Genomic DNA, 12,456 nt, shown 5'->3' with positions numbered 1-12,456 from the left:
GCGCGTCAACGCAATTTTCATTCGACAGGCGACGATGAACCCATTTTTTTCAGGCGGCCGATCCGAAACGGCGACGCGGTGCCGGCCGGTGCAACAGGGGGCGTGGTGAGCACGCGGCCCGATATAGTACTGGCTAAGCCCGAACATTTGTCCCGACAATGGGCGCAGCGAATCGTTGATCAACACGTGTCGGCGGCCAGAGTCGCCGACGTCTGCGTCGATTCGGTCAATGTCGGTACCTCGACCCGCTGGCGGATTACCGTGCAACACGATGCCCAAGCGGAGGTGCCGTCGCGCTGGTTTATCAAAACGCCGTCGCTGGCCTGGCGTTCCAGGCTGATCACCGCCCTGCCTCGGTTGTTGCACAAGGAAGTCAGTTTTTATAAGGCGCTGGCGCCGTCCTTGCCGGTGAGATTGCCTAAAATCCTGGCCGCCCAAACGCGCTGGGGCGGCAGTACGCTGGTGATGGCGGATCTGGCCGAGTTTGGCCACAGGGCCGGTCAATCCGGCGAGGCCTTGACGGCGGAACAGGCCGTTCAAGTCGTCGACAATCTGGCGCGTTTTCACGGACGATTTTGGGGGAACGCCCATTTGCTGCGGGAGCACCGCTGGCTCAACGGCTTCAGTCAGCAAATCGAGCATCAAATGGGTACGGTTCTGGCGGTACCGCTGATGAAGCGGGGACTGCGGAGGGCCGGCGGATTGGTGCCGACCCGCTTGCACGGCACAGCGCTGAACTATGCCCGCAATCGCCGCCGGATTACGCAATCCCTCAGCAGCGGCACCAAAACCCTGATTCACCACGATTGTCATCCAGGCAACTTGTTCTGGACCTCGTCGGGTCCGGGGTTCCTCGACTGGCAGTTGGTCAGGGCCGGCGAAGGGATAGGCGATCTGGCCTACTTTATGGCGACCGCGCTGACTCCCGAAGTGCGACGCGCGCACGAACGGTCACTATTGCAGCGCTATCTCGGCGCGCTGTCCGAACAAGGCATCGATCAGCTCGACGAATCGGGCTTGCTGCGACGCTATCGTGCCCATCTACTCTATCCTTTCGAAGCGATGGTCGTGACCTTGGCGATCGGCGGTCTGATGGACGCCGAACCCAATCTGGAAATGATCCGCCGGGCATCCGCCGCCGTCGACGACCACGACAGTTACGCCGCGCTGGACTTGCGCTAGGCCACGTCCCGTGTAAGCCGTTTGACCTCGCTGACCACTTGTCCGCTCGCCAGACGGATGTCCAACCAATCGCCGACCGCCAGATCCGCGGCCGATTTAATGATTGCCGTTTCGCCGTGACGTTGGACGATCGCGTAGCCGCGCTGCAAGGTTGCCAGCGGGCTAACCGCGTGCAGGGTGGCGCCTGCCGCCGCTTGGCGTTGGGCCAGGTCCGCCAGTTTACGGTTCATCGCCGCAGCCAGTCGTTGCTCCAGAAATTCCAAGCGATTCCGGTAGCGTTCCAATGCGGCGGTGGGCTGGGCCTGTTTCAGGCGAGCCTCGACTTGCAACCAGTGTTGACGCTGCTGGCTAAGCCGGCGCTGCTGAGCGTGGGCCAGACGGCGCTCCAGTTCGTCCAAGCGTTGGGCGTTGCGATGAAGTTTTTCGCCGGGGTGCTGAGCCTGCAAGGCTTTTTCGCGCCAAGCCAGCTGTTGCCGAGAGCTGCTCAGTTTCAGTTGCATTAGTCGCGTCAAGCGCCGTTCCGCGTCGGTAAAGGCATATAGCCAAGCGGCTTGTTCCGGTACGGCGTGTTCGGCGGCGGCCGACGGTGTCGGTGCGCGCAGGTCGGCAACGAAGTCGGCTATCGTGACGTCGGTTTCATGGCCGACGCCGACGATCACCGGTAAGCGGCTGGCGGCGATCGCCCGAGCCACGCGTTCTTCGTTGAACGCCCACAAATCCTCCAGCGAACCGCCGCCGCGCGCCAGAATCACAAGGTCCACCGCCGCATCGCGATTGGCCGCCGCCAGTGCGGCGCTGATTTCGAATTGCGCGGCCTCGCCTTGCACCGCGACCGGATAAATCACCACCGGAATCGCCGGAAAGCGCCGCTTCAGGACCGTCAGGATGTCGCGGATCGCCGCGCCGCTCGGCGAAGTGATAACGCCTATCCGGGCTGGAATTAGCGGCAATACTTGTTTACGGTCGCTGTCGAACAAACCCTCCGCGGACAGCTTGACTTTCAATTGTTCGAAAGCCTGCCGCAACGCACCTTCGCCAGCCGCCTCCATCCGTTCGACGACCAGTTGGTAATCGCCGCGCGGCTCGTACAGGCTGACTTGGGCGGACACCAGCACTTGCAGACCGTTGGCCGGCTTGAACCGCAGCGTCGATTGCTGGCCCTTGAACATCGCGCAGCGTACCTGGGCCTGCGCGTCTTTTAACGTGAAATAGGCGTGACCCGAAGCCGGCAGGCTGAGGTTGGATATTTCACCCTGTACTTGTACGGTTAGGAAATGCTGCGCTAGCAAGCGCTTGGCTTCGCGGTTGAGCTGGCTGACGGTAAAAACGGACGGATTGGCCATCGGAATTTAGGTGGGTATAACGGAACCGGCATTTTAAAGCGAATCGTGAATTGGCGCCGAGAACGTACTGGGAGTTTGTCGGTCGGCTGAGCTAGAATGCGGTTTTGAATTCGCGCCAGCATCGGGAAATCGGGAAGCCAGTCATGCATGTACATCAATTAAGTCGTTGGGAGCATCCGCACAACTTCGCCAGAATCAACCGTAAGGGTGAGCGGCGGACCAAATGGGTGTTGTTGTTGACGTTTACGACGATGTTGGTTGAGATCGGCGCGGGCATGCAATTTCATTCGATCGCGTTGCAGGCCGATGGTTGGCACATGGCAACCCATGTGGTCGCTTTCATGATCACCATCTTTGCCTATCGTTACACCCGGCTGCACCAATTCGACAATACCTTTGCGTTCAGTCCGGCGAAAGTTGGGGTGCTCGGGGGGTTTGCCAGTTCGATCGCGTTGGCGATGGTGGCCTTGGCGATGACCGCCGAGTCGGTCGAAAGGCTGATGATGCCGCAAACGATACGCTTCGACGAAGCCATTATCGTGGCTGCGGTGGGGCTGGGTATCAACTTGTTGAGCGCGCTGTTGCTGCGCGATCACCACGATCATCACCATGGTCATGCCGAGCATGGCCACGATCATCGCCACCACGATCATGACGATCACGACCACAGCCATTCTCACGATCACCACCAAGACCATAATCTACGGGCCGCCTATCTGCATGTGATGGCCGACGCGTTGACGTCGGTGCTAGCGATGGTCGCGCTGCTCGCCGGCAAATACTACGGTTGGGTCTGGCTGGATGCGGCGATGGGCTTCGTCGGCGCGTTGGTCATCCTGATTTGGTCTTACGGACTGGTCGGCGAGACGGCGCCGGTGTTGTTGGATCAGAGTATGGCAACCGGTTTTTTGGACAGTATTCGCGGTGAACTGGAGGCCGACGGCGAAACCAAGGTCAGCGATCTGCACGTTTGGCGACTCAGCGCCAATCATTGCGCGGCCATTGTCGGCGTCGTCACGCAATTCCCCCAGTCGCCAGCGTATTACAAAACCCGCTTGGCCGGCTTTTCCCAATTGGACCATGTCACGGTCGAAGTTAATCGCTGTAACGGTCGGGATTGCGACGCAGAATGATGGCGTCGGCGGCCACGAATTCGATGCCGCAGCCATAGCGGTTCGCCAACCAAGTCAAGGTGTCTCGGGAATAAAATCCGATATGGGTGAGATCGTTCTTATAGTGCCAGCGCGCGAAGGCGGCGGCGTCAATGACCAGTTTGGTCATCAGTCCCAGATAGCCGCCAGGCCTTAACATGCCGAATATTCGTTCGAACTCCTCTGCCGGCCGCCGAAAATGTTCGACCACTTCGGTGCAGACAATGAAATCGTATTGGCGTAACAACAAGGCCGGGTGCGCGGCGTAAATCGGATCGTATAGCTTCACCGCGTGGCCGGCTTCGCTTAGCATTGCCGCCAAGGCCGGACCGGGGCCGCAGCCGAAGTCCAGGCCGCTAGCGCCGGGCGCCAAGCGTTCTTGCAACGGCGCGGCCAAGCGCGACAGGAAACAACGATAACCGGGGTCGTCCGTTTGGTTCCGATGCAAATCGTAAATCGCTTTCTCGGCATCCTGCGATAAATGCTGGCTGGCAGGCACGTAGACCAGGCGACATCGACCGCAACGCCGATAGTCGCGGTTACGGTCGCGATGAAACTCGACGGAAGATGCGGCGCCGCAAAGCGGGCAGGGAATATCTGGCATAAATGGTATTGGTTTTGCTTGACGGTTAGCAAATATACTGTAGAATGCGCCGCTCTTAACAGCGGAGCGGTAGTTCAGTTGGTCAGAATACCGGCCTGTCACGCCGGGGGTCGCGGGTTCGAGCCCCGTCCGCTCCGCCAACTTCGTTTTTCAGTAGGCCGTTTAGGCTATCCGCCGGTTGTTTTCAAACCGCGATTCATTCCGTATCATTGGCTTTCCCCTAATAACAGCAGGAGAATTGTGATGAGCAGTTTGAGTTCATTCAGTCAACGCGGTTTATTCGACGAGTTGTTTCGGGATATTAGTCCCGGCTATCTGGTGCGGCCGTTGCACGGCGATCCCCTGCCTAGCCAGATCAAAGTCGACATAAAGGAAAATCCGAACGAATTCATCGTCGAAGCCGAACTGGCCGGCGCCAGCAAGGACAACATCCACGTCCGTATCGAAGGCAACGTGGTCGGTATCAGCGCCGACATCAGTCAGATCGACAGCCAGTCCAACGAAGATAAGCTTCTGCGCAGCGAACGCTATTACGGTCAGGTTTCGCGCAGCTTTCAGTTGCCGGTCGATATCGATCAGACCGCCAGCAAGGCCAAATACGATAACGGCGTATTGACACTGACCCTGGTAAAAAGCAAGGCCAAGAGCGGCCAGCGCTTGACGGTAGAGTGATCTAAGCAGTGCGGTCTAGCTCGCGATAGTGGCGCCAGATAATTTTGAACGTGACGGTCAGGGTCGGATCGTCGCGTTCGACCCGTTCGCTGACGGCGTCGGGCGTTAGCCAGATGCCGTCGTCGATTTCGGTTTCCGCCAACTGGAATGGACCGTCGTGACGGCAACGGTACACCTGGATGAATTCCATACCCAAGTCCTGTGTCGGTATTAATTTGAACAGTGCTTGCAGATCGGCGTTGACGCCCAATTCTTCCATCAGCTCGCGCGGCGCGGCGGTTTCGTAGTCCTCGCCGGCATCGACATGGCCGGCCGCCGAACTGTCCCAGAGTCCTTTGTTCAAGTCTTTCAACATCGAGCGTTTTTGCAAAAACAGCTCGCCTTGTCGGTTAAAGACTAAAATATGCACTGCGCGGTGGCGTAGCCCTTGGGCGTGAATCACACCGCGCGGTAAATGGTCGACGACTTGGTCGTCCTGGTCGACAACCGCCAGTAATTCGTGATGCATGACTCGATTCCCAATCCAAGGTCGTGTATGTTAAAGGTTTTTGGACGCTGCCGCAGGGTAAACATGGCTAGAAGAAGCGAACACAGTCAGGAGCAAATCAAGGAAATGGTTTTGGCCGCCGCCGAAACCATCGTCGTGGAGGACGGCTTCAATGCGTTGACGGTCAGAAAAATCGCGATGGAGATAGGCTACACGGTTGGCAGCATTTACATGGTGTTCGCCAATATGAGCGATCTGATCATTCACCTGAAAGCGAGGACACTGGACGAGTTGGCCGAGCATCTGGCGGCCTGTCCGGCCGACGGCGATCCTGGCGAACGTTTGATGAAACTGGCGGATATTTACTTGGATTTCGCCGCCAAGCATTTCAACCGCTGGCGGATGATATTCGATATGCAGAGCGAAGAAGCGCCACCGGATTGGTATCAACAAAAAATCGAGTATATGTTCGATATCGTCGAAAGCTTGATACGGCAACTGCATGCCGGTACCGACGCGGAATCCGAGCGGCGAGCGGCGCGCGCGTTGTGGAGTGGGGTCCACGGCATCAGTATATTGGCGCTGACCGGGCATGGCCAACCGTCCGGGATCGACTCGGCCCGGGCGTCGGTGTCGCTGTTGGTGTCGACGTTTATTCGGGGTTGGCGGGTGGCGTAGTCTCAGGCAAATGCCGGACCACGACGAAGGTAGCAGCCATCAACAAGCCACCGAGCACGATCAGGGCTATGGCCGGCTGGTTTGCTTCGGCCGCCGCGGCGGTATAACCGCCGACCGCGATCAACATCGCCAGGTTCTGAAAGAAATTCTGCATCGCCACCGCGCCGCCGCTGCCTATGCCTTGCTGACCGATTTCCTGCAAAGCCGCGTTGATCGGGACAATGAACATCCCGCCGGCGGTACCCATTAAAAACAACACCGCGCGTGCCGGCCAAACTGCGTCGGTAAAGCTCAAGGCTACGATCAGCAAACCCATCGCGTATGCCGGCAGTCTGGCTCGGCGCAGATGTTCCAGCGGAATCAGGCGCGGTACCAAGGCCGCGCCGGCAACGATGCCGATTGCCAAAAACAAGGTCAAATCGGCGATGTCGCTGGCGTTATGCATCAGCAATACCGCCGGCGCCCAGGCGATGACGATCACCCGTACCGCGGCGGCGGCGGCCCAGAATAGCGAAGCGCCGAGAACCGCGAAGCGCGAACGCGGCGACGCCAGAAACTCGCGGACCTCGCGGAAAAACAGCAAGATCTTCGATCCCTCCGGAATCGGCTTGCGCAGCCCGGTCGGCAAAAATAACGTGGTCGCGGCCGAGACCATAAACAGCGCGATCGTCGAGGTCAGCGCCCAATACACCGAATAATCGGCCAGTCTGGCGCCGACCGTCATACCGGTCAGAATCGCCAGTATCGTCGAACCTTCTATCCAGCTGTTGGCTTTGACCAAACCGGCGTGGCCAGCCAGTTCCGGCAATATCCCGTATTTGGCGGGGCTGTATAGCGCCGCGCCAACTCCGACCAGACAATAGGCCAGCAGCGGTTCGACCTGCAATAACAGTAAACCGGCTCCGCCAGCCTTGATCAGATTGGCAACGATCAGGATTCTGGCCTTGGGATGTCGGTCGGCGAGGCCGCCGACCCAGGGCGCCAGCACCACGAACGCTACCAGAAACACACTTTGCAGCGCCGGCACATACCACGGCGGCGGATGGTCGGCTTGCATTACCATCGCGATAACGGTAAACAAGATGGCGTTGTCGGCGAACGCGGACAAAAATTGGGCGACCAACAGCGGGTAGATAGATTTATTCATGACCTTGGGGCGTTAGGATTAAGTCGCTAGGGTCAGGCGTCGTCGCCGTCGTCGGTGTTTGCGGCGTTTAACCACTCGGCTGCCAGTTGGGTTGCGCCGGGGTAATCGGTTTTGCCGGTTCCCAATATCGGAATGTGTTCGACGATCATGACTTTTTTCGGCAGATTGATTGCCGCCACGCCGGGCGAGGCCGCCGCTAGGGCTTTGGGCGTAGCCTGCTTGACGTTGGTCAGCAATACCAGTTGCTCGCCTTTTTTTGGATCGGGCAGGGCGACCACGGCATGATGGCCGTCCGGCCAGGCCTGACCGGCCAGTTGCTCGACCGCGGTCAGCGACACCATCTCGCCGCTGATTTTGGCGAAACGTTTGCTGCGCCCTTGAATGTGGATGAAGCCTTCGTCGTCCACTTGCACGATATCGCCGGTATCGTACCAACCGTCGCCGTAGACCGAGGCCGGTGGTACCAAAATGCCGGGATTGGTCGGTAGCAGATAGCCTTTCATGATGTTGGGGCCGCTGACATGCAGTTTACCGCCGTGCTCTATGCCTTCCACCGGCTCCAGCTTGTAGAGCATGTCGGGCATGAAACGGCCGACACTACCCGCTTTGTAGTCCATAGGCGTGTTGACCGAGGTCACCGGCGCGGTTTCGGTGGCGCCGTAGCCTTCCAATATCCGAATGCCGAATTTGTCCATCCACAAATGGCGGGTGCTTTCCTGCAATTTTTCGGCGCCGGCCACGACGTAACGCATGTTATAGAAATCATAGGCGTGGGCTTTCTTGGCATAAGCCGCCAAAAAGGTATTGGTGCCGAACATGATGGTCGCGCCGATGTCGTAGGCGATTTCCGGAATCACGCTGTAATGCAGCGGCGACGGATAGAAAAATGTAGTCATCCCGTTCAACACCGGCAGCATGGTGCCGACCGTGAAGCCGAAGGAATGAAACATCGGCAGAAAATTCAACACCACGTCTTGCGGATTGAAATTGATCCTGGCCTTTAACTGTTTGTGATTGGCGATAATATTGCCGTGCGACAACACAACGCCTTTCGGCTCGCCCTCGGAACCGGACGTAAACAGGACCACGGCGGCATCGTCCGGACTACAGCGGCGGTGATCGTACCAATAGTCGGCGGTCTTGGCTTGGATAAAACCGATGATTTTGGCAAAGGCATTCACGCCGGCCGCCAAATCTTCCAAATACACCAGATTCACCTGCTCGGACAAAGCCTGTGCTTCGGTTTGCAAGTGGGCCAGTTCGATAAAGCGCCGCGAGCTAACCACGGTTTTGACGACCCCGGTCCGGCACGCCGACTTCATACCCGTCGCGCCGATTGAGTAATTCAACATCGCCGGAACTCGGCCATACAGTTGTAAACCTAGAATCACGCACAGGGTTTTTGCCGAATTCGGCAGCAGTAGACCCACCTGATCGCCGCTGGCGCTGATATTGCGCAACAGTTTGCCGACAATAATGCTACGGGTCACCAAGGCATCGTAATTCAGCGGTTTGCGATCCAGGTCTTCGGCTACCCGATGTTTACCACCGTGTATCGTTCTGGCCTCCAACAACGCCGAAAAAATGGTTTGCCGGTAGTGACTGCTGGCGAACATCATTTCGGTCATGATGTCGGCCAAAATATGGCCGCTGTATTTTCGGCGGGCTTTGCCGGTCACCGCGCCGTGGGTGTCTATCCGGGTCGGCGGCAGAATTTGCAGCGTGATGCGCGGAAACCAGCGCAAGCGCACGATATTGCGCAGCTTGGAAAAATGGGTGTATTCGGCGCCGTCGATCCGGATCGGCAAAATCGTCGCGCCGGATTTGTCGGCGACCATGCCGGTACCATCGTAGATTTTCATCAGCGAGCCGGTCACGGTGATACGGCCTTCCGGAAAAATGACCGTGCGGGTGTCGTTTTGCAAATGATGAATCAGCGCCTTCAACGACAGCGGATGGGTTGGGTCCATCGGAAAGACCGTCGATAACCTTAAAAACGGTTTCAGCCACCATTGTTGGGAAATTTGGGTATTGATCGCGAAAGTGATGTCGTCCGGCAAAAACACGCCAAGTAACAACGGATCGAGAAAAGAAGTGTGATTGGAGATAATCAGCACCCGTTTGCCGGCTTGGGCGTAGTGCTCCAAACCATTGACCTTCACCTTGAAGACCAGCGTCATTAGCCAGCGTAAAACAATCTTTAACATAGATATCCTCCCGTGCGCGCATATTAGCAGACAGTCAGCGAATTGCCGGGCGCCAATATATTACATAATTAAACAATGTTCAATTATTAACGTAATCGCCTCCCTCCGTCAGTTCGGAATGAGCGAGGCTTAGAGTCGACGGTGTGAGGCTAGCAGCCGGTCCGGCGCTTGGTTACGCTTGAAAACAGCATTACCCGACAGGACCTTAAGGATGCGGAGCTTGATTACCTGGACCGCTAGGTCGAACAACTCAGCAATCCAGCTTTAGGACTCGAGACGAGGGAAAATATATCATCGATCGGCAATCGGCTTATCGGTAACTCGTCCGCATGAAAAAGCCCGCTCGTGTTGCCGCGCGCGGGCTTTCGGAAAGAAGGCGTTTAGCCTTCGGTGACGATCAAGGCCTTGGCCTGATTTTTCAGTGTGATGGCCTGTTGCAGCAAGCGTAGGCGTTGTCCCCCGGTCATGAACCACCCGTTAACGGCGCGATGTTCATAATCCAACGCTTTTTCCAACTTGTTCAGGGCTTCCGGATACGGGTTGATTACCGCCTCGGATAGCACCCTGATCGCATCCTGAGTGTCGGCGATGGCCAGTTTTACCGATTTCACACTGTTGGCGTTGGCCTGGTCGATGGCTTTTTGATCCAGCGCATTCGAACTGCGGATGTTTTCCAGTACATTGATCGAACGCAGAAACAGCGCAACCGCGATAACTTGCGACGAGTCGAGCTTCACCTGACGATTGACGCCTTTGGAGGTAAACGCCCCCGGCGACTGGTTGAAGGATTCGGTGTTGTAGTAGGCGACGGTCTCTTCCAGCGTTGTGACGCTGTTATTATGAAAGAACGGCGCGGTATCGGCGGCTTCGACCAACGGGGGCGTGTTGAAACGGTTCAGGCGCGGATGATCCGCGGGCCGAATGTTGCGCGGATCGACGCTTCCGTCGCTGTAACAAGGCTGATCGTAGTCCGGACCGCAATCGCTTTGCAGAACTTGGCCGAATCCGCCGTCGTAGGCCACGCTAGTGTCGGCGAGGTGATGCAATTGATCGCGCATGCGCTCGATGCCGGTGTCGCGGGTCGGATTACCGCCGGTCGTGGAACTGATCGCGCCGGCGTTCATATGGCAGCCATTGCAATTGGCCGAGGTGCCGAAGACCGGCGTGCCGCCGACCGGGTAGCCGTTGCTCAAGGTCTCGCCGGGGTTGTTCTTGGTGTTGAACAATTTCAGACCGCGTTGCACCAGCGGCGACTTGAAGGTCATCGCCGCCAGATTGATGTCGGCGCTACGCCCCAGCGACAGCATATAAGCTTCCAGCGCGTCCAATTCGTCTTCGGTTGGCAGCCGGAAATCGACGTTCTCGACCCGGTCCAAACGCTTGGGCAAGTGTTGTTTGACCGCGCCCTTGGCGAAGTCGCGCAGCGAACCGCCGTCCGGCGCGCCGTCGCCACCCCAGCCGATGGCTTCGGTTTGGCGATTGTCTTGCTGCGCGATCGGATCGTGTTCCGCGAAATAATCGTTGTCTTCGGTGAATTCACCACCCATCGCCAATGTCTCGAATTTCAACGAAGCCGACAACCCCAGCAAATGCGGCGCTGCCCGCATCACCGGCGGTTTGCCGAAGCCGTCCACGTTGGCGACGAATAGCCCGAACTGACGTAACAGCGCGGGTTTTTCCAGATTGGCCAGGGCCGGGTTGTTTTCGGCGACGAACAGTGGATCGCTGGGCGGTAATTTAGCGATATACGCCGGATCGATAGTGTGATTGCGGTCGGGACGGTGACAGGTGGAACAGGTTCGGCCGTTACCGCCGAAGGTTTCTTCGGTGAACAGCTTTTGACCCTTGGCGATTAATTCGGCCAATTGTTGGTCGGTGGTTGCCGCGGTGGCGGCGTGCGCCGTTTTAGGCAGCAGAAAATCGAAAGGGACTTCGGCTTGACCCGCCGGTTCCGCGTGGCCGACAGTGCCCAGATTGGCCGCTGGCCAGTAGCGTTCAGTGTAGTAAACCCGTTGCAGCAATCCGGGAGAACCGAATAGCAGACCGCCTTCGCTTGGGGTTTTGCCGGCCAAGGTTATCGCAACGCTGTCCAACGTAAAGCCGTTCAGACGGTCGCGATCGAGCATGGTTGCGAAAACCCGTTTGTCCGCTTTTGCGGACATCGGACCCAGCTTGATCGCGTTGCCGCTGTGATGGTTGTCGATCAGCCAGACATCGTAGGGCCGCTCGGCAGACAAGCCTTTAACCGAAATGCGCACTTGCCCGCTCATCAGATCGATAGCGGCCTGACCTTGGCCGTCGCTGAGTTCGCGCGAAAGCGATTTGGAATAGCCGAGACCGATGTTGACGGTTTCCGGGTGGCCCTGTATTTCGAACGCGGATTTCCAGCGTTCGTAAACCGAGCCTAGCGTTTCGACGCTGCCGACACCGGTATAAGGCGCCTCGATTTGCGGCATCAGGCTGTAGCCCAGCGCCAGCGCGGCTGCAAAGGCCAAGGGAAGTGTGATGGTTTTTCTCATAATGTATCCTGTCGTGGGTGATAGTCCGATGCGGCGGCTGCGGGGCGATGGAAACGGATAGAAAGCACTATTCCGGGTGTTTCTGCTCCAGACAACCTGAATCGACGAATCCGCGCGGCATCGGCTTTCGCGGAGCAATCGGCGTGCCCACATTGATGGTTGATTTTTCCAGAAAAAATACTCTATATAAGTCAATAGCCTACAGCTATTTTTCTTCAGGCGGCGGCTTAAAAAGATCGGAGCAAGGTGTCGTAGACGAATAATGAAAAAAGTCAAATAGACATCGATTCAAAAAATAGGGGATATGACCTAGTGGTGTGTGAAATAACACAGAACGAATCAAATTCGCTCGGATTCGACCCAATTTATCTGGGAAATCCTCAAAAATGCCGACGTACGTTTTTACTTACAAATTACCCGTATTGATACGTTCGTTATTTCCTTGAAGAAATTCAGGTATTTAACT

10 protein-coding genes and 1 tRNA gene are annotated in these 12,456 nt (G+C 57.3%); 5 read left to right on the top strand and 6 right to left on the bottom strand.

Annotated features, from left to right (window positions below; all coding sequences use genetic code 11):
- Positions 1–105 precede the first annotated feature (105 nt).
- Complete coding sequence (locus tag ACQE3E_RS12090; protein ID WP_231883543.1) at positions 106–1,182, top strand: ecdysteroid 22-kinase family protein; 1,077 nt, start codon at positions 106–108, stop codon at positions 1,180–1,182.
- On the opposite strand, the gene xseA is transcribed toward ACQE3E_RS12090, so the two are convergent.
- Positions 1,179–2,525, bottom strand: coding sequence for an exodeoxyribonuclease VII large subunit (gene xseA / locus ACQE3E_RS12085; RefSeq protein WP_313730253.1), 1,347 nt, complete (start codon positions 2,523–2,525; stop codon positions 1,179–1,181). The genes ACQE3E_RS12090 and xseA overlap by 4 nt on opposite strands.
- A gap of 143 nt (positions 2,526–2,668) precedes the next feature.
- Here xseA and dmeF point away from each other — a divergent pair, with 143 nt between their 5' ends.
- Entirely contained in the window at positions 2,669–3,658 is a 990-nt protein-coding gene (gene dmeF, locus ACQE3E_RS12080) for a CDF family Co(II)/Ni(II) efflux transporter DmeF (protein ID WP_168031629.1), read from the top strand.
- Here the strand turns inward: dmeF and ACQE3E_RS12075 are convergent.
- The gene (locus ACQE3E_RS12075; RefSeq protein WP_313730254.1) at positions 3,621–4,280 is read right to left on the bottom strand and encodes a class I SAM-dependent methyltransferase; all 660 of its coding nucleotides are present in this window, start codon (positions 4,278–4,280) and stop codon (positions 3,621–3,623) included. The two genes, dmeF and ACQE3E_RS12075, sit on opposite strands and share 38 nt — an antisense overlap.
- A gap of 63 nt (positions 4,281–4,343) precedes the next feature.
- On the opposite strand from ACQE3E_RS12075, the gene ACQE3E_RS12070 reads away from it, so the two are divergent.
- Both ACQE3E_RS12070 and ACQE3E_RS12065 read left to right on the top strand, forming a co-directional pair.
- Positions 4,344–4,420, top strand: a tRNA-Asp gene (locus ACQE3E_RS12070).
- Positions 4,421–4,523: 103 nt separating this feature from the next.
- Positions 4,524–4,952 carry an Hsp20/alpha crystallin family protein gene (locus ACQE3E_RS12065; RefSeq protein WP_175463663.1) on the top strand — a complete coding sequence of 143 codons (429 nt, stop codon included), beginning with the start codon at positions 4,524–4,526 and terminating at the stop codon, positions 4,950–4,952.
- Position 4,953: 1 nt separating this feature from the next.
- Here ACQE3E_RS12065 and ACQE3E_RS12060 read toward each other — a convergent pair whose 3' ends face one another.
- Positions 4,954–5,460 (bottom strand): NUDIX hydrolase, encoded by a 507-nt coding sequence (locus tag ACQE3E_RS12060; protein ID WP_313730255.1) that lies wholly within the window; start codon positions 5,458–5,460, stop codon positions 4,954–4,956.
- 63 nt (positions 5,461–5,523) lie between these two features.
- Between ACQE3E_RS12060 and ACQE3E_RS12055 the strand changes: the two genes are divergently transcribed.
- Positions 5,524–6,117: a TetR/AcrR family transcriptional regulator gene (locus ACQE3E_RS12055; protein ID WP_071156731.1), complete on the top strand. Its 594-nt coding sequence runs from the start codon at positions 5,524–5,526 to the stop codon at positions 6,115–6,117.
- Here ACQE3E_RS12055 and lplT read toward each other — a convergent pair.
- The 3 genes from lplT to ACQE3E_RS12040 form a co-directional block, all read right to left on the bottom strand.
- The gene (lplT, locus tag ACQE3E_RS12050) at positions 6,092–7,264 is read right to left on the bottom strand and encodes a lysophospholipid transporter LplT (protein ID WP_313730256.1); all 1,173 of its coding nucleotides are present in this window, start codon (positions 7,262–7,264) and stop codon (positions 6,092–6,094) included. The two genes, ACQE3E_RS12055 and lplT, sit on opposite strands and share 26 nt — an antisense overlap.
- Before the next feature lie 32 nt (positions 7,265–7,296).
- On the bottom strand, positions 7,297–9,471 hold the full coding sequence (locus ACQE3E_RS12045; RefSeq protein ID WP_427500581.1) for an AMP-binding protein: 2,175 nt from the start codon (positions 9,469–9,471) through the stop codon (positions 7,297–7,299).
- Between the two features lie 380 nt (positions 9,472–9,851).
- Positions 9,852–11,990 carry a hypothetical protein gene (locus ACQE3E_RS12040; RefSeq protein ID WP_427500580.1) on the bottom strand — a complete coding sequence of 713 codons (2,139 nt, stop codon included), beginning with the start codon at positions 11,988–11,990 and terminating at the stop codon, positions 9,852–9,854.
- Positions 11,991–12,456: the final 466 nt, after the last annotated feature.

Origin of the sequence: Methylomonas sp. MED-D (genome assembly GCF_050276835.1) — a bacterium.
In the GTDB taxonomy this organism is placed as follows: Bacteria; Pseudomonadota; Gammaproteobacteria; order Methylococcales; family Methylomonadaceae; genus Methylomonas; species Methylomonas koyamae_A.
This window is presented reverse-complemented; position numbering and strand designations above follow the sequence as displayed.

What these genes read in the sequence shown, in the direction of transcription:
- ACQE3E_RS12075 (WP_313730254.1), bottom strand. Translation starts at nt 4,280, where the DNA reads ATGCCAGATATTCCCTGCCCGCTTTGCGGCGCCGCATCTTCCGTCGAG.
- xseA (WP_313730253.1), bottom strand. Translation starts at nt 2,525, where the DNA reads ATGGCCAATCCGTCCGTTTTTACCGTCAGCCAGCTCAACCGCGAAGCC.
- ACQE3E_RS12065 (WP_175463663.1), top strand. Translation starts at nt 4,524, where the DNA reads ATGAGCAGTTTGAGTTCATTCAGTCAACGCGGTTTATTCGACGAGTTG.
- lplT (WP_313730256.1), bottom strand. Translation starts at nt 7,264, where the DNA reads ATGAATAAATCTATCTACCCGCTGTTGGTCGCCCAATTTTTGTCCGCG.
- ACQE3E_RS12045 (WP_427500581.1), bottom strand. Translation starts at nt 9,471, where the DNA reads ATGTTAAAGATTGTTTTACGCTGGCTAATGACGCTGGTCTTCAAGGTG.
- dmeF (WP_168031629.1), top strand. Translation starts at nt 2,669, where the DNA reads ATGCATGTACATCAATTAAGTCGTTGGGAGCATCCGCACAACTTCGCC.
- ACQE3E_RS12040 (WP_427500580.1), bottom strand. Translation starts at nt 11,990, where the DNA reads ATGAGAAAAACCATCACACTTCCCTTGGCCTTTGCAGCCGCGCTGGCG.
- ACQE3E_RS12060 (WP_313730255.1), bottom strand. Translation starts at nt 5,460, where the DNA reads ATGCATCACGAATTACTGGCGGTTGTCGACCAGGACGACCAAGTCGTC.
- ACQE3E_RS12055 (WP_071156731.1), top strand. Translation starts at nt 5,524, where the DNA reads ATGGCTAGAAGAAGCGAACACAGTCAGGAGCAAATCAAGGAAATGGTT.